Here is a 14,910-nt window from a genome sequence, read left to right on the forward strand (position 1 = left end):
AAAGCTCCCCTTGATAACGCTCTAAACCGTGAAAGCATGATCAGCTAAGAAAAAGGCAGGTCTCCTGACTTGTTCCATTTCAGACGCCTTCCCATACCGAATGATACAGTGGCTCAGTTGTCTGAAACGTGTGCAGTGTACAGTTTTCCGTTTACAGTTTTCAATTATACAAGTATTGAAAACGGAAACGGTCAACCGCAAACTGCGTAGAACTTACAGTTGCACGACAGCTCGTGATTTACACACGATTCCCTATTAATCTGTCTTTCGACAGAACCTTTTTCCGTGGAATAAGAAGTAAAGAACTTGAATGAGGCCGCGAAGGTAGGCTAAAAATGATAGATTAAAGAAGGAAGAGGTAACATTACCTAATGTCCTTGTTCAACCTTACTCAGGTTTAGCCCGATTAACTACGGTTTAGCCAGGCCCTGCAAAAGAGGAAAGTCAATAGGAAGGCTTCTATCGTTTTACCCGCCGAGCGGCTAATTTAGGCGTTTGCAGCCATTTCAGTGTCGCTCCTGTTTTCAGCTCTTAAACCCGTCCCTGACTCCAAGGATTGGTAGAGACGATTCAGTATAGAAGTGAAGGTAACGCTTCTTATTTGCCCACAATCTCTTTTCTGAAATGCTTCCCCCAGTTGCGTAATTCGACCAACAGGTCTTTCATGGACAGGCCCAGAGGGGTCAGAGCGTATTCTACCGTGACGGGCATACTATCATACAGCGTACGGGTAATGAGCTGATTTTCTTCCAGTGCCTTTAGTTCCTGCGAAAGCATTTTGGGCGAGATCTCCGGAATATCCCGCTGGATTTCACCGAAGCGTTTGTTGCCATACGTCAGGGAGATGATAATGGGAATCCGCCATTTGCCCTGAATGACTTCCATGGCATCTTTGGCTACTTTCAATTCATACTGGCAAGCGGGTTCGGTGCTTTTCATGTTTGGTAATGGTTCATACGTACTTACTCCCAGGTAACTACTTACCCACAGGTAACAGCTATCTTTTCGAAAGTGAATGTAGCTAGTTTTGTCGCATTCACATTATTGAACAAGATCATTCATGAAAAATCTGTTTTTTCTACTCGCGTTTCTAGTATCCACCGTCAGTCTGGCCCAGTCACGTACGCCACGAACCTTTCTGCTCGTGCACGGGGCCTGGTCGGGTGGATGGGATTACGCTAAAGTGGATGCCTTACTAACGGCTAAAGGGGATAAAGTCTACCGACCAACGCTTACGGGTTTGGGCGAACGCGTGCATTTGTCCAATGCCAACGTCAACCTCAGTACATACATCTCCGATATTGTCAATGTGATCCGGTTTGAAGACCTGCACAACGTAATTCTCGTCGGACATAGTTACGGCGGCATGGTCATAGCGGGCGTGGCGGAGCAGGTACCCGACCGCATCCGTCAACTCGTGTACCTGGACGCAATGGTACCCAATGATGGGGAAAGTGCCAGGGATGTGTGTGGTCCGATCTGGGACGCCTGATGGTATCGCACATCAAAGACAGCGTGATGACCTATCCCTTCGGTCCTACCAAACCCACGCCGCCCATGGACGTACCTCAGCCCATTAAAACTTATACGGAGCCGCTAAGAATTAGCAATCCACGGGTTAAATACATTCCAACTGCTTTCATTGTCATGACGAAAAACGGCAAAAGTGATAGCCATACGGACGCCATGGGCCTAAGTCGGGCCAGGGCCAGAAACTGGAAGATTTACCCCTTCGAAGGCGGCCATTACTCCATGCGGGAACAACCCGAAAATCTGGTAAAAAAACTGGAGCTGGTACTGGGGAAGTAATGGCTGAGGATTCGTTCGTAACTGTATCTTGAGTATTAATCAGTTATGAAGCATTTCCTTCAATTCCTCAGGAATATATAGGAGTCAAGTACTCCGGAAAACCTTTCAGAGATCGAGTCTTAGGTTGTGTTTTATTAAACGACGAGGGCAGGAACGGATGCAATCCATTCCTGCCCAACCGATCGAACCTACGGCTCTCGACAGAATTCTAAGAACCATACAGAATCGTTGAAAAACTCAGGTACTATCCGCAAAAACGCTAATTTAGTCGAGTCGGACTGTACCCGCAGAGGTCCCCATCGGCTCCTCCGCAGTTGACGGACGGGGAGCGTTTTCAATGGCCTCCAATAGCCAGACGGGAGGTTCCCCGGCTGGCTGGTCGCCCGAGGTCGTAGTCGTACCGGTATTACTGCTCGCGGGATCTGTTCCCTGGGGCTCTCCGCCGGCGTAACTCGGCGTTGAGTCCGACGTTACTGAGCCGGGAACGACTTCGGTTTTGGGATCTACTTCAATGGTTATTTTCATGGCGATGCTAGTTCAAAACCGCGTACCGGGCCTCGATATTGACGGGTACGTTGGTCAGATTTTTGATTAATACCCAATAGGTTACGTACGTGGCGTTAGCCCGTTCTACGCGGGTTTCCCATTCCACCTGGGGGGCTCCAGTCCGTGGTGACGTAGGTACCACATGCCAGATGACGTGCCAGCTAGCCGGCCAGTTGAACGTATACCACTGGGCGGAGGCATTGGCCGCTACCGTACCCGTAAATTGAACACCAACTCTCATGATCGTGAAGGTTTGAAATAAGGTTAAGAAAAATTTGTATCCGGGTTATCAGACCCCATTGTTTCAGCAGGTTGAGACTACCAGCCCAGTACCGTAAACCTCCCTTCAAAATTCAGGGGCCGGTTACTGAGATTGGTTACATTGAGCCAATAGGTAATGAAGCCATCCGAAGCCCGCTCTACCTGCGTTTTGATTTTAAGCTGCGGAGCACCGGGTACCGGCGTAGTAGGAACGGCCGTCCATACGACGTGCCAGTGAGCGGGCCAATTGAACGTATACCAGCGACCTGTAGCATTGGCCCCCAAACTGCCCGTAAACTGCACGCCCGACCAGGTATTGGTTTGTAAGACGAGCGGAATCAACTGGCGTAAGTTGGGACGATTACCGATCCGTTGCGTGAGCGGACGTCCGGTTGCGGCCTGTTGGGGAGAACCCGTCGTGCGGAGTACTTCCCGGGCCCGGGCGGGCGTCAGCGGGATGCGACCGTAAGCCCGAAGAATGCCCTGCAAACAGGCCAGGGTTCCGACAACGATCGGCGAAGCACTCGACGTACCGTTGAACGTATCGGTATACTGTTCGTTTTCGGGTCCTCCCTGTAAATCCCCGTACCCCGTGGTCGTCACTTCCCAACCCCATCCCTGCACGTCGATCATGGAACCAAAGTTGGAAAAATTGCAGCGTGCCCGGTCGGTGTATACTTCTCCACTACCCGTCTCGGCGTTGCGTCCGTGCGTACCGGGAGGCGGATTTCCTGCTCCTACTACCACGGCCCCCGAGTCCCGGTTGGCCCGGTTAAACGGATTCCGCCAGGTCGCCGGAAAACCCGTCAAAGCCGTATTATAGCCCGCCGCATCGAGGTTGTTGTTGCCATTGCCGGCAGCTTCGACCACAATGACACCCCGACTGACGGCATAGCGAATGGCGTCAAAATCGGCAGGCCACCATTCCACGGTCGTAAGGCCCAGGGTTGGGTGCGAATACTGCTGTTCAATCAGGATGATGTCTCCCGGCCGGAGGCTATCGGCTGCCAGCTGGATCACCTGGGGTAGGTTATAGGTCATGGCCGCATCCCGGTACACCGAAATAGCCCGCAGGTTAGCATCCGGCTAATGCCCGTTACCCCAATCGTATTGGTATCTCCACCGATTACACCCAGTACGGCTGTTCCGTGGTTTTGCCAATCGGCTCGCTGTACGCCGCTGAGTAATCCGCCCGAGTTCTGAGCCAGATCTTCGTGCGTAAAATTCCAGCCCCTTCAATGTCGATCACCTGCACATTCGCTCCCCGTCCACCCGGATACGTCCAAGCAAACACTGCATCAACGCCCTGGGGCGATGCCTGCAAATAGCCCTGTCGATCGACAAAACTAGGGGTAACCGGTACGGAAGGATCCGGAGCGGCGGACCGTACCGCTGTTTCAATGAAAGGCAACGTGGCCTGCGGCTGTACGTAAGCTCCCTCAACTTCTTCCCGTTGCAATAAGGACTGAATCAGAGGGTCTGCCTGCTCAGCGGGCACTTCCGTAACGTAGTATACGCTTAAATCAGGAGCGGATTCCGCGGAGGTTTCCAAGGTGGATAGCCTTGCGGGGGTATCGTTGAACAAAGGCCGGAACGATACGGATTCTGCTGCCGGGGTATTCGCCAATAGGGTGGCTCCCTGCTCCGGCGAGAAACTGGGCCGGACAATCACGACTACCTGCGTCCGTTGCGGACCTTCCGGGCCGCCGGCAGTCGGCGGTTCGCCCGGGAAAGGCTTGGTTGTTTTAGCCATCAGTTAAACAGGTTAAAAGGTTGAAGAATAGTATCAGACTTGTAAACACTTGCTGGCAAAATCAAACTCTTAGTCGCAACCGCACCCACGGATGGTAACACCATCGCTCCTGCTTTTCAGGAATATGAAATGCGTACGAAAGGGAGTGTCCTTTTCAGTAGGGGCATTACTTGCTTTCTCTACCTGCCGGTGTTTGATACAGCTTTTGTGAGGAGAACAGGTACGGCAAAAGCTGTAATAGAAGATTCAAACCGCATTCTATTGATTCACAGCGAAGCGAATGGTAAGGTTTGATTTTATTACCTTTGCCGGATGAACATTTCCTCGACCTCACCCACCCCGACTACGACAGACTTCAAAGGTTTTAAAGTCTACCCAATAGCCGGAGTGGCCAACCCTGCCCAACCCCATGGTCGGCGGGATTTTTATAAAATCGTTTTGATCAGCGGGGAAATGACGCTGAATTACGGCGGACAAAAGATCGATCTGAGCGGCAGTAACCTCATTCTGCTCAACCCCCGGGTGCCTCATGCGGTAGAACACCGCACGGAACGAAAGGGATTCGCCTGCGTCTTTACGGAAACTTTTCTGGCGGGTCGGGAACGTACGGAATTGCTCCAGCACTCACCCTTGTTTCGGTTCGATGGTTCGCCCGTTCTTTCGCTTAGTTCTGAGCAGACGGAATTCATGAGCAGTCTATTTCAAAAAATGCGATCCGTTTATACCAGCGATTACGAATACAAGGAAGACTTGTTGAAAACCTGTCTGGAGCTGATTTTACGGGAAGCTTTACGCATTCAGCCGCCCCTGCCTACGCTTTCAACCAAGAACGGAGCTACGCGGCTGACCCAGCTTTTTCTGGATCTGCTGGAAAGGCAGTTCCCTATTGAAAGTCCCGTTAGTCCGCTTCGTTTCCGAACGCCTCAGGATTTTGCCGAAGCCCTCTCGGTACACGTCAACTACCTTAATCGTTCCGTTAAGGAAAGTACTGGAAAGCCGACTTCCGTCCACCTGGCCGAGCGAATCACGGCGGAAGCCAAAGCCCTTTTACAACACACGGACTGGAGTGTCGCGGACATTGCGTACAGCCTCGGGTTTGAATACCCCACCTACTTTCACAATTACTTTAAACGAATCACCGGCCGTACGCCTAATCTCCTTCGAACGCGTAAAGTTTGAAAATCATACTTTTCGGTTTGATTCTCTTTATTCATTTCCTCCCTTTTAAATGGAGATTTGTCCTATCAAACTAGTAGCAGGGAAGCCCACCTACGAGCCCTTGCTATTGAACGATAAGTCAATGAAAATCATGGAAAAGAGAACACTAAACCGATTGGAAGTATCCGCCATTGGCTATGGCTGTATGGGCTTGAGCATGGGCTATGGTTCAGCCCCGGCCCCGCAAGAAGCGATCCAGCTGATTCGCCGGGCTTTTGAACTGGGCTGTACTTTCTTCGATACCGCTGAAATTTACGCCATGGGAGCCAATGAGCGACTGGTTGGCGAAGCCTTGCAACCCCTGCGTAATCAGGTGGCAATCGCAACCAAGTTTTTACTGCAGAAAGACTGGGAAGGCCATTCCCGGGAACGTTTGATGCAGGCGTTACGCAACCGTCTGGAAGCTTCCCTCAAGCGATTGGGTACGGATCACGTCGAATTGTACTACCAGCACCGCATCAATAAAGATATTCCGGTGGAAGACATTGCGTACTGCATGGGCGAATTCATCCAGGAAGGAAAAATACGGGGTTGGGGTCAGTCGCAGGCTACAGTCGAAGAAATCCGGCGGGCTCACGCCATCACCCCTCTGACGGCCATTCAGAGTGAGTACTCGATGATGGAGCGGAAGTTTGAACCGGACGTTATTCCCGTATGCGAAGCATTGGGCATTGGTTTCGTCCCCTTCTCCCCCCTGGCCAACGGATTTTTGTCCGGCCAAGTCAAACCCGAAGCCGAATATACCGGCATGGATGCCCGTCGGGTCATTACGCGTTTCGACAAGGATAATATCGTGGCGAATCAACCATTGCTGGATCTGCTACATCAGGTGGCGGCGGATAAACAGGCCACGCCCGCCCAGATTTCCCTGGCCTGGATGCTCCATAAAAAGCCTTTTATTGTACCCATTCCGGGCTCGCGAAAGGTGCATCGGATGGAGGAAAACTTCGGAGCCGCCGCAGTCGTCTTAACGGATGCTGAATACGCAGAAATCGAAAGGGCGTTGGCTCAGATTGAAATTCACGGCAACCGAACCGATGAAGACATTGCCCGCCTGCGGACGCTTCAGTAATCGATACGTATCGAACCAACAGTTACTCATGTAGTTAGCAACCCGAAAAGCTATTTCCAATCAATAGCTTTTCCGGGTTGTTGTCTTCACAGCCTTTCCCGCCCAAGTGTCTTTTCCCTAACCGGCGAAAGCATTCCTACGAATCATAAAAAGGATTTTACGTCACGGGTGAAGCTTCCACAGAACCTATCGGACAATCAGCATTCCTCCAAAGAATTTGCAGAAATTAGCGGTGTCAGCCTATATTTATAGATTAAAAACGCCGCAACACCATACAAAACGAGCGAAGCCATACTGATCATGAACTACTTATACGTCTTCAAAACGGGGATGAAAGTGCGTTTGCATCCCTATATGATCGGTACTGGAGTAAACTGTACGCCTACGTATATAACCGCATTCGCTCGCAGGAGGATACGGAAGAGTTAGTACAGGAAGTCTTTATTGTTTTGTGGGAAAATCGGCAATCCATCGTCATTACTGATTCGCTATCGCTGTATCTGTTTAGTATTCTCAAGCGACAGCTCGTTTCTTATTTCCGTTCCGAGAAAGTCAAATCGGTCTTTGCCGAGCATTTTGCTCACTTCATCCAAGGGCAAATGGACAATTCCACGGACGAACGCTGGGCCGTTGATGATTTGCAGCAACGCATCGAAGCCGCCATCGCCGAGCTTCCCAACAAATGCCAGGAAGTATTCTGGCTGAGCCGCAAGCAGCAACTCAGCAGCCTGGAGATTGCCAGCCAGCTCCAGATTTCCCAACGAACGGTAGAAAACTACCTTTCCCGGGCGGTCGCTCACCTGAAGCTCCAGTTAGGTGATGTACTGGTTTTCTGGGCGTTCACTTACCTTTTTTCGGCGGCTCTGTAAGGCTTTTTGTCTATTCTTAAAGGCCTCGATTTTTCCTCACTACATTTATTTTGAAAAAATTTCATTTGGACTGTGCGTAAAAGCCCCCCCAAGCGATATTACAGTAAACAGGCATTGTAAAATATGCTTTTGGCAATACCTCATAAAACCATAGAATCTATTGTATCCAACCTTTGACTTTTATGAACGAGTCCAGATTCGATGAATTGTTAACCAAGTATCAGCTCGGGCAATGTAATCCGGAAGAATACGCCCTCGTCGAACGATGGTTGGAATCGTTGTCGGATCATTCGTTTGATCAGATTTCGCCCGCTCAGCAGGAAGCGATTAAAAACCGGATGCGGCGTTCCCTGAATAACCGAATTCAACCGCAAAACCCGTTCGACGGCTATTGCGATCCCAATTTCAGATTGCCGCCTCGATTGTACTGCTACTGGCCGTGGGTCTTGGATTCTGGCAATGGAATCGGTCTCGCGTTGTCCCACAAATCGCGTACGCGGACCTGCATCAGATCAAAAAGGTCATTCTGCCCGACGGAAGCCTGGTTTGGTTGAAAGATTCCAGTCGCCTCGAATACCCCTCCCGATTTACCGGAGCCGTTCGGGAAGTTCGATTACACGGAGAGGCTTTATTTGAAGTAGCGAAAAATCCGGAATTCCCCTTTATTATTCATGCGGGACAAATGACCACAAAAGTATTAGGTACCAGTTTCAATATTAAAAGCCGGAATAAGCAGGCGGAAGTCGTTGTCTTTACGGGAAAAGTTACCGTCAGTACAGCGGCCCAGACGGTAACGCTGGCCCCTAGTCAAAAGGCCATTTACGCTCCGCAAACGCAGAAAATTGAATCGACGCATATTGCAGCATTCGCTCCCGTAAAGCAGGAATATAGCCAGGGAACCGAGTACAATATGGATTTTAATGACAACTCGCTGGCTGAAGTACTGGCCCGCATAGAAAAGAAGTTTGATGTACAGATCAGCTATGATGTGGCCCGTTTGAAAAACTGCCTGTTCACGGCTGAACTGACGGATCAATCCCTGGAAAATACGTTAGGTGTGTTGACCCAGACGTTTGGGGGTACCTACGCGATTACTGATTCGAAAGTAGAGCTCAAGGGCTTATCCTGTAATTAACACCCCTTTGTTTTCACTTTAACTACCTTAGCGATCTACTGCATGAACTAATTTCTCCCCGCTTTTTCATTAAAAAAGGGTCAAGAGTGCACCACCACCCTTGACCCGATAGGCCCCGGCACTTGTCAAGCTTCCGCTTTTTGAGCGGATCGGGGTCCCCTTTGTCTTATTCGAACAATAAAACCTGACCAAATTAATGCTAAAAAAGTCTACTCCCCAAGTCTTTATCTATCAAATTATGCGGTTTACGGTCTATCAGTGCGTCTTTGTACTCTTGCTGGCCAGTATGGCTTTCGCTCATGATAACTACGCTCAGGGGGTTTTGAAGCGATCGGTAACGATTTCGGCTCAGAACCTTACGTTAAAGCAACTGCTGCAACAACTGCAAGCCCAGGCGAACGTTCGATTTGTCTACAGTAGCAGTCAGGTTCAACTCGACCAGAAGGTTACTTTATCCAGCGTACAGGAACCTTTACATCAGGTATTAGCCAAAGTACTCCACCCACTGGGTTTGAGTTTTACTACGCAGCCAAACTCCAATCTCATTATCATCAAACCAGCGGTTAGTCCGGTGGCAGAAACGGCCCCAACGGTAGAACGGCAGATTTCCGGACAGGTACTGAGTGCCGATACCGAGCAGCCGATGATTGGCGTAAGTGTTCGGGTGAAAGGCACGAACCAGGGCACCGTTACGAATGACCGGGGCGAATTCCGCATCACGACTCCGGATGCGGGTGTTACGCTGATTTTCAGCTATGTCGGCTATGAAACCCGTGAAGTAGGTCTGGGAACGCAGTCGTACCTGAAAGTCGATCTGAAACCAAAAGACGCTTCCCTGAATGATGTGGTGGTAATCGGGTACGGAACGACTACGCAACGCTACAATACGGGTGCGGTCAGTTCAATTACCGCTAAAGACATTTCCGTCCAGACCATTTCCAACCCGCTGGTTGCCTTGCAGGGTAGAATTGCAGGAGCTCAGATTACGCAGAATAATGGTTTGCCCGGCAGCTCCGTCCGTATTCAGATTCGCGGCCAGGGTTCGCTGTCTTCGGGTACGGTTCCCCTATACGTGGTCGATGGCGTTCCGTTTACGTTGTTTAATGGTGGACAACCTGCCAATGACAACCTGAATGCTTATGGTATTTCCGGTGCCAATGGGGAGCAAAGCCCTTTAAGCCTGATTCCCCCCGAAGATATTGAGCGGATCGACGTTCTGAAAGATGCGGATGCTACGGCCATTTATGGTTCACGCGGATCGAACGGTGTCATTTTAATTACTACGAAGAAGGGCAAAGCAGGTAGAACCCAATTCAACGTTAATGTCAATAGCGGAGCGGGAAAAGTGCCTTATTATGTTCCTGTGCTTAATACGGAACAATACCTTTCCTTACGAAAGGAAGCTTTTGCCCGGGCGAAGGTGACGCCCAATAGTTCGAACGCTCCCGATTTGACCGTGTGGGATCAGAATGCGAACACAGATTGGCAACGCAAATACCTCGGCGGCACGGCTCAATTTGTGAATGCCAGTGCATCGGTCTCGGGAGGCAACGCCTTCAACTCTTTCTTATTCAGCGGTTTATATCGTAAAGAAGGCACTGTATTCCCCGGAAACCTGGGAGCCACTACCCTTTCAGGCCGTTTCGCTGGTAGTCATACCACGGCAAATCAGAAGTTCAGAATTGATTTTACGACCTCTTATTCTCACCTCAAGAACAATCTGATTGGATCGGATCTTACCTCCGTCTATAATCTGGCTCCCAACTATCCCCTGTATAATGCGAACGGTAGCTTGAACTGGACCGGAGGTTCAAATCCGGAAGGTCTGCTGATGCAGGAATTTGACAACGTAAGCACGAACTTCATTACCCAACTGAATTTAAAATATACCATTTTCCCCGGCCTGGACGTAAAAATCAACAATGGGTATACGTTGACAGGTGTCGATCAAATTCAGGTTAATCCGGCTCGTTCGCAAAACCCGCTGTATAACCCCATTAGCTCGTCCGTTTTTGCGAACAATAAAAACGAATCTTACATTGTAGAGCCTCAGGCAGACTACCGCAAAGCTTTTGGAAAAAATCAAATTAACATTCTGGTTGGGGGAACGTTTCAACACTCAAATGCTACGGGCCAATCCATTGAAGGCCGTAATTACACCAATGATGCTCTGCTTAAATCGTTAATCGGAGCGGGTACTATGAGCGTTACCCAAAATAATTATTCGCTCTATAGATACACTTCTGCTTTTGGTCGGGTAAACTATAGCTGGGACAATAAGTACATTCTTAACGGAACCTTCCGCCGGGATGGTTCATCCCGCTTCGGCCCTAGTCATCGTTTTGGAAACTTTGGGGCGATTGGAGCCGCTTGGCTGGTTTCTTCGGAAGAGTTCATGAAAACGCTTCCCTGGTTTAGTTATCTTAAACTCAGAAGTAGTTACGGGTTGACGGGTAATGATCAGATTCCTAACTATGCCTATCTCCCTACCTACCAGCTAACGAATAGCAATAATGTTTATTCAGGAACGGCTACGTTGATTAATTATAATATTCCGAATCCAACGCTTCATTGGGAAACGACCCGTAAACTTGAAGTAGCTCTCGAAATGGGTTTCTTACAGGATCGGATTCTGCTGAAATCTGCTTACTTCCGTAATCGTTCGGGTGATCAGCTGACCAGTACCAACATGCCTACCCAGTCAGGGGTGAATTCCTTTTCGAGTAACCTGGATGCCGTTATTCAAAACAAGGGATTTGAATTTGAACTGAATACAATCAATGTAGCTACGGCTGCGTTGCGATGGTCAACGAATATCAATTTTACATTCCTGAGCAATAAGCTCCTTTCCATTGGCGATCCCCAAAAGCTTTTCAATTCCAGCTCTTATACCATTGGCCAGCCCATCAACGCAACCCGCCTCTACCAATACACGGGTCTGGATGCCAACGGTTTGCCCACCGTACAGGATCTGGATGGAGATGGCGTCATTAACTTCAGCAAAGATCGGGTGATGGCTCCTATCGGAACTCCCTTCTTTGGTGGTATCAATAACTCACTTTCCTACAAGAATTTCCAGTTGGATGTCTTCCTGCGGTTTAACCACCGAATGGGGTATCAATTTAATTTTTCTGATTTATACGGCTTCCCCTTAGGTAATAGTGTGGTAAACAAAACAACGGCGGCTCTGAACCGGTGGTCCGAGAGCAACCCTAACGGAGTTTATCCAGCAGCTACTACGCTTTATTCATCCGCGTTTGGCTACTACCCTTCCTCGAATGCTCTCTGGGGAGACGCTTCTTTTCTTAAGCTCAGTACGGTAAGTCTGTCCTACAGCCTTCCTGCTGCCTTGATTCAGCCACTTCAGCTTTCGAAAGTTTCGGTATATGTACAAGGGCAAAACCTATTTACCTGGGCCAAACAAAAATACATCCTTGATCCTGAAACTTCACTTCCCGGTACGGGCACCGGGTTGGGTTCCGGCCAATTCCAGGCAATGCCTCAGCTCCGTACCATTGTAGCAGGTCTTAATGTGTCATTCTAAGCAGGATATTCCCATGAAATCTATCTTTCGTTTTCCCCTCTTTATTACATTGGCAGGCTTAAGTCTTGCTTCATGTGAGAAGTTTGTAAGCATTGATTATCCTCCCACCGTTATTGGGGTAGATGATGCCTTTGGCTCTGATGCCTCAGCTACCAGTGTGGTATTAAATATGTATTCTACCATTCGTAGTAACCCTACTATCTACTGGACTGTATTTGGTGGACTGTTGAGCGACGAACTGGAATACACTCCTGCTAATCCGGATCTGGAGCAGTTCGAAAGTAGTACGGTTTCTCCACTGAATACGTTTGTTTCCGACAATATCTGGTTTGAGGGCTATCGTTTTATTCGTCAGGCCAACATGGCGATTGAGGGTATTTCTAAATCACAGGGCATGACCGAGGCAGGTAAAAAACAGTTGCTTGGCGAAAGCAAATTCTGGCGTGCCTATGCACTATTCCATTTGGTAAATTACTTCGGGGATGTGCCTTTAACGGTTTCATCGGATGAGTTTCTAAATGCCGGCCTTCCCCGAACCCCGGCAGCTCAGGTTTGGGCTCAGGTTATTACCGATTTGAAGGACGCCAAAGCCAGCCTGCCGACGGCATACATAGGTAGCTTACGTACCCGAATCAACAAACATACGGCTTCCGCATTGTTAGCTCGTGCCTACCTATACACCAAAGACTACACGAATGCCGCTGCGGAAGCTTCGGAAGTGATTGGTTCGGGTACATATAGCCTGGGAGATCTTTCTGCGACTTTTATTAACAATAGCAACGAAACGATTTTCCAGACCGCTACCTTACTGGGTTTCACAAGACTAGGGGCGAATTATCGTACATCCAATCCTAATGTGGCTCCAGGTTTTGTGTTGAAATCGAACTTTGTTCGTTCGTTCGAAGCGGGAGATAAGCGTCGTACGGCATGGGTCGATTCCATGACCATTGGGAGTACCGTATACCAGCGGATCAACAAATACAAACTTCAAACGGCAACCGCCGGTAACGAAAACAACGTGATGTTCCGACTGGCCGAACTGTATCTGATTCGGGCTGAGGCACAGGCAAATTTGAATCAGTTCACGACAGCAAAAGCGGATCTCGACATCGTTCGCAATCGGGCTGGCCTGCCGGCTTCTACCGCAACTACTCAAAGTGCCTTGCTAGCAGCGATTTTACAGGAACGTAAAGTAGAGCTTTTCGGTGAATTCGGTCACCGCTGGTTCGACCTCAAACGTACCAATCAGGCCGATGCCGTACTGGCACCGATCAAACCCGGCTGGAAAGCAACGGGCGTACTGATGCCCATTCCATCCGTTCAGATTCAGGCAAACCCGGTACTTACGCAAAACCCAGGTTATTAATCAACGACTGCTAACCAACGTAAATCATGAAAAAAGCGACCACGCTGGCTGGCTTGATGCTCTTGAGTATCTCGGCCGCCTTTGCTCAAAAAGCACCCGCTTCGACCTACCTCATCAAAGGTGAGATCAAGGGTTTGACGAACGAAAAGATTTACTTCAACTACCCGAAAGGTGAAGAATCCGGACGTGATTCGGTTGTTACGAAAGACGGTAAATTTTCATTTAAAGGTACGCTGCCCCATGAAGGAACGGCCTCCCTTTCACTGGCTTCCAACCGTCAGCAATTTGTTTCCTTTTTCATCATGCCGGGCGTGCCTACCACGGTAACTGCCGTTAAAGACGCTCTTCCGAAAGCTACGATTCAGGGATCCAAAGAAACCCGGGAATGGAAACAGCACCGCCACGAACTCGATTCCGTCGTTTTCACGCAGTTACAGGCCATTGAAAAGAAGTACGCTTCCTTTCGATCCGGCCCTAAACAGGCCCTTCCCGATAGTCTGGCGAAGCTTCAATCCAAGGAAGTTCAAAACCAGTTCAAACGAGCCGATAGCGTAGCTCAGGCCTTTATCAAGACGCATCCCAACTCGGTAATCAGCCCGTTCTTAGCCATTAGCTATTACAGTATGGAACCCGAAGCGGAAAAACTGCCGGGCCTGTACGCGGGCATGAGTCCAGCCGTTCAGAATTCGTACTACGGAAAACAGATCAAAACGCTGACTACCGAACTGGCCAAGATTGGTTTAGGTAAAATGGCTCCCGAATTTTCCATGGCCGATACTTCGGGAAAATCTATTGCCCTGTCTTCCCTGAAGGGTAAATACGTACTGGTCGATTTCTGGGCCAGCTGGTGCGGCCCCTGCCGGAAGGAGAACCCGAATGTCGTAGCGGCGTATAACAAGTACCGTGACAAAGGATTTACCATCCTGGGCGTATCGCTGGACTCCAAAAAAGCCGCGTGGATGAAGGCAATCGACATGGACAAACTGACCTGGGATCACGTATCGGATCTGAAGGGCTGGCAAAATGAGGCGGCAGCCAAATACGTGGTGAAAGTTGTACCGACGAATTTCCTACTGGACAAAGACGGTAAGATTGTCGCTAAAAACCTGCGGGGAGCCGATCTGGAAAAGAAGCTTGCTGAATTGTTGAATTAGTCCGTACCGGGTCATATCCGGGAAGAGTACACACCTAAACTCTTCCCGGAATTACTTGGCTGCGGGGCATTACCCGTACACTTCATCCACTTGCAATAGATCATGAGTTTACCGATAGAAACGATTGCAATTGCTCCCCGTATTCAGGAGAAATTCAATCACCTCTGGCATCTGGTCGGGAAC

At 49.4% G+C, this 14,910-nt stretch carries 14 protein-coding genes and 1 riboswitch; of the genes, 9 read left to right on the forward strand and 5 right to left on the reverse strand.

The features are described 5' to 3' along the window. Positions 1-36: 36 nt before the first annotated feature. Positions 37-296: riboswitch (cobalamin riboswitch) on the reverse strand. Between the two features lie 301 nt (positions 297-597). Next, complete coding sequence (locus BWI93_RS02640; RefSeq protein WP_094808614.1) at positions 598-939, reverse strand: helix-turn-helix domain-containing protein; 342 nt, start codon at positions 937-939, stop codon at positions 598-600. A 121-nt stretch (positions 940-1,060) separates the two neighbouring features. Here BWI93_RS02640 and BWI93_RS02645 point away from each other — a divergent pair, with 121 nt between their 5' ends. Continuing rightward, positions 1,061-1,492 carry an alpha/beta fold hydrolase gene (locus BWI93_RS02645; protein ID WP_094808615.1) on the forward strand — a complete coding sequence of 144 codons (432 nt, stop codon included), beginning with the start codon at positions 1,061-1,063 and terminating at the stop codon, positions 1,490-1,492. Beyond that, entirely contained in the window at positions 1,468-1,809 is a 342-nt protein-coding gene (locus tag BWI93_RS02650; protein ID WP_094808616.1) for a hypothetical protein, read from the forward strand. Before BWI93_RS02645 ends, BWI93_RS02650 begins: the two co-directional genes overlap by 25 nt. Positions 1,810-2,073: 264 nt before the next feature. Here the strand turns inward: BWI93_RS02650 and BWI93_RS02655 are convergent, their stop codons facing one another. The 4 genes from BWI93_RS02655 to BWI93_RS02670 form a co-directional block, all read right to left on the reverse strand. Continuing rightward, complete coding sequence (locus BWI93_RS02655) at positions 2,074-2,334, reverse strand: hypothetical protein (RefSeq protein WP_094808617.1); 261 nt, start codon at positions 2,332-2,334, stop codon at positions 2,074-2,076. A 7-nt stretch (positions 2,335-2,341) separates the two neighbouring features. Then, entirely contained in the window at positions 2,342-2,596 is a 255-nt protein-coding gene (locus BWI93_RS02660; protein WP_094808618.1) for a hypothetical protein, read from the reverse strand. Positions 2,597-2,673: 77 nt separating this feature from the next. Beyond that, entirely contained in the window at positions 2,674-3,657 is a 984-nt protein-coding gene (locus BWI93_RS02665) for a S8 family serine peptidase (protein ID WP_141217328.1), read from the reverse strand. An 85-nt stretch (positions 3,658-3,742) separates the two neighbouring features. Beyond that, on the reverse strand, positions 3,743-4,369 hold the full coding sequence (locus tag BWI93_RS02670; RefSeq protein ID WP_094808620.1) for a hypothetical protein: 627 nt from the start codon (positions 4,367-4,369) through the stop codon (positions 3,743-3,745). A gap of 312 nt (positions 4,370-4,681) precedes the next feature. On the opposite strand from BWI93_RS02670, the gene BWI93_RS02675 reads away from it, so the two are divergent. The 7 genes from BWI93_RS02675 to BWI93_RS02705 all read left to right on the forward strand — a co-directional run bounded on the left by BWI93_RS02675 (position 4,682) and on the right by BWI93_RS02705 (position 14,727). After that, on the forward strand, positions 4,682-5,548 hold the full coding sequence (locus BWI93_RS02675; RefSeq protein WP_094808621.1) for an AraC family transcriptional regulator: 867 nt from the start codon (positions 4,682-4,684) through the stop codon (positions 5,546-5,548). Positions 5,549-5,678: 130 nt separating this feature from the next. Further along, positions 5,679-6,659: an aldo/keto reductase gene (locus BWI93_RS02680; protein ID WP_094808633.1), complete on the forward strand. Its 981-nt coding sequence runs from the start codon at positions 5,679-5,681 to the stop codon at positions 6,657-6,659. Between the two features lie 311 nt (positions 6,660-6,970). Next, on the forward strand, positions 6,971-7,528 hold the full coding sequence (locus BWI93_RS02685; RefSeq protein WP_233207930.1) for an RNA polymerase sigma factor: 558 nt from the start codon (positions 6,971-6,973) through the stop codon (positions 7,526-7,528). 391 nt (positions 7,529-7,919) lie between these two features. Beyond that, positions 7,920-8,663 carry a FecR family protein gene (locus BWI93_RS02690; protein ID WP_094808623.1) on the forward strand — a complete coding sequence of 248 codons (744 nt, stop codon included), beginning with the start codon at positions 7,920-7,922 and terminating at the stop codon, positions 8,661-8,663. A 196-nt stretch (positions 8,664-8,859) separates the two neighbouring features. Then, complete coding sequence (locus BWI93_RS02695; RefSeq protein ID WP_094808624.1) at positions 8,860-12,207, forward strand: SusC/RagA family TonB-linked outer membrane protein; 3,348 nt, start codon at positions 8,860-8,862, stop codon at positions 12,205-12,207. Positions 12,208-12,220: 13 nt separating this feature from the next. Further along, on the forward strand, positions 12,221-13,573 hold the full coding sequence (locus BWI93_RS02700) for a RagB/SusD family nutrient uptake outer membrane protein (RefSeq protein ID WP_158242801.1): 1,353 nt from the start codon (positions 12,221-12,223) through the stop codon (positions 13,571-13,573). 26 nt (positions 13,574-13,599) lie between these two features. Continuing rightward, positions 13,600-14,727, forward strand: coding sequence for a TlpA disulfide reductase family protein (locus BWI93_RS02705; protein WP_094808626.1), 1,128 nt, complete (start codon positions 13,600-13,602; stop codon positions 14,725-14,727). Positions 14,728-14,910: the final 183 nt, after the last annotated feature.

It is taken from the genome of Siphonobacter sp. BAB-5385 (assembly GCF_002261125.1).
Classification (GTDB): Bacteria; Bacteroidota; Bacteroidia; order Cytophagales; family Spirosomataceae; genus Siphonobacter.

Coding starts and splice junctions, on each gene's coding strand:
- BWI93_RS02645 (WP_094808615.1), top strand. CDS start 1,061: ATGAAAAATCTGTTTTTTCTACTCGCGTTTCTAGTATCCACCGTCAGT.
- BWI93_RS02680 (WP_094808633.1), top strand. CDS start 5,679: ATGGAAAAGAGAACACTAAACCGATTGGAAGTATCCGCCATTGGCTAT.
- BWI93_RS02660 (WP_094808618.1), bottom strand. CDS start 2,596: ATGAGAGTTGGTGTTCAATTTACGGGTACGGTAGCGGCCAATGCCTCC.
- BWI93_RS02675 (WP_094808621.1), top strand. CDS start 4,682: ATGAACATTTCCTCGACCTCACCCACCCCGACTACGACAGACTTCAAA.
- BWI93_RS02670 (WP_094808620.1), bottom strand. CDS start 4,369: ATGGCTAAAACAACCAAGCCTTTCCCGGGCGAACCGCCGACTGCCGGC.
- BWI93_RS02700 (WP_158242801.1), top strand. CDS start 12,221: ATGAAATCTATCTTTCGTTTTCCCCTCTTTATTACATTGGCAGGCTTA.
- BWI93_RS02640 (WP_094808614.1), bottom strand. CDS start 939: ATGAAAAGCACCGAACCCGCTTGCCAGTATGAATTGAAAGTAGCCAAA.
- BWI93_RS02705 (WP_094808626.1), top strand. CDS start 13,600: ATGAAAAAAGCGACCACGCTGGCTGGCTTGATGCTCTTGAGTATCTCG.
- BWI93_RS02665 (WP_141217328.1), bottom strand. CDS start 3,657: ATGACCTATAACCTACCCCAGGTGATCCAGCTGGCAGCCGATAGCCTC.
- BWI93_RS02695 (WP_094808624.1), top strand. CDS start 8,860: ATGCTAAAAAAGTCTACTCCCCAAGTCTTTATCTATCAAATTATGCGG.
- BWI93_RS02655 (WP_094808617.1), bottom strand. CDS start 2,334: ATGAAAATAACCATTGAAGTAGATCCCAAAACCGAAGTCGTTCCCGGC.